This is a genomic window from Xanthomonas pisi DSM 18956 (assembly GCF_001010415.1).
Taxonomy (GTDB): Bacteria; Pseudomonadota; Gammaproteobacteria; order Xanthomonadales; family Xanthomonadaceae; genus Xanthomonas; species Xanthomonas pisi.
In genome coordinates this window covers 1-670 of record NZ_JPLE01000160.1, presented here as the reverse complement: position 1 = coordinate 670, position 670 = coordinate 1, and the positions used below count along the sequence as shown (strand labels likewise).

Annotated in this window: 1 protein-coding gene; it reads right to left on the bottom strand. The window is 46.9% G+C overall.

Annotated features, from left to right (window positions below):
- Nucleotides 1–670: phage terminase large subunit (locus Y887_RS19540; protein WP_211257001.1), on the bottom strand; the 670-nt coding region annotated here is incomplete at both ends.

The following is a 670-nucleotide window of genomic DNA, read 5'->3' as shown; positions in this document are numbered from 1 at the left end:
AGAAAAACGTCATCAGGATCATCAACAGACCCTTGCGCATTGAACGCATTAAATTCGATTCTTGGAAATGATGGATTTTCATGTATTGCATACTCGTTCAGTTCATCAAATTTTGAACCAGCAAAAGCGCCGACACCGATGGCATCATAAGTTATAGAAGCGCCAAATGTAAGCGCATCTTTCCAAACTCCGCTTGCCGATTTCAACAATTCATCTTCCAGACCTTCCCACGTCTTGATGCCACGTAATACGTTTCCTGTGACGAATGCAGTGGCGTTAAGGTCGTCGCCATCGTCCGCTACGTCAAAGCCTATACGGTTAGACCCTGACAAACTCCACCCCAGCGTAGGGTGTTTGTGGAGATTTAGCGCGGCCTTAACGAATGCGCGGTTGATTACAGATTTGTCGCCGCCAGTCTTCGGCACGCCGCCATAAACGTGCTCTGCCTTTTTCGGGTCACGCTCGTACATGCCTGCGATAACGTCCAGCATTGTTTGCGACAAGAATGGATTATCTTGCCAGTTTATCTTTTTAACTATGGCATTCTTCGGCGGTCGCATAACAAAGTTTTGGTAGACGAAATCGGCCTCTTCATCCGGGTTAAAGATGATCCATATTTCTGACCCTTCTTTACGGATTGTCGGCCCAATAATCTCCCACTGTTCTTCAG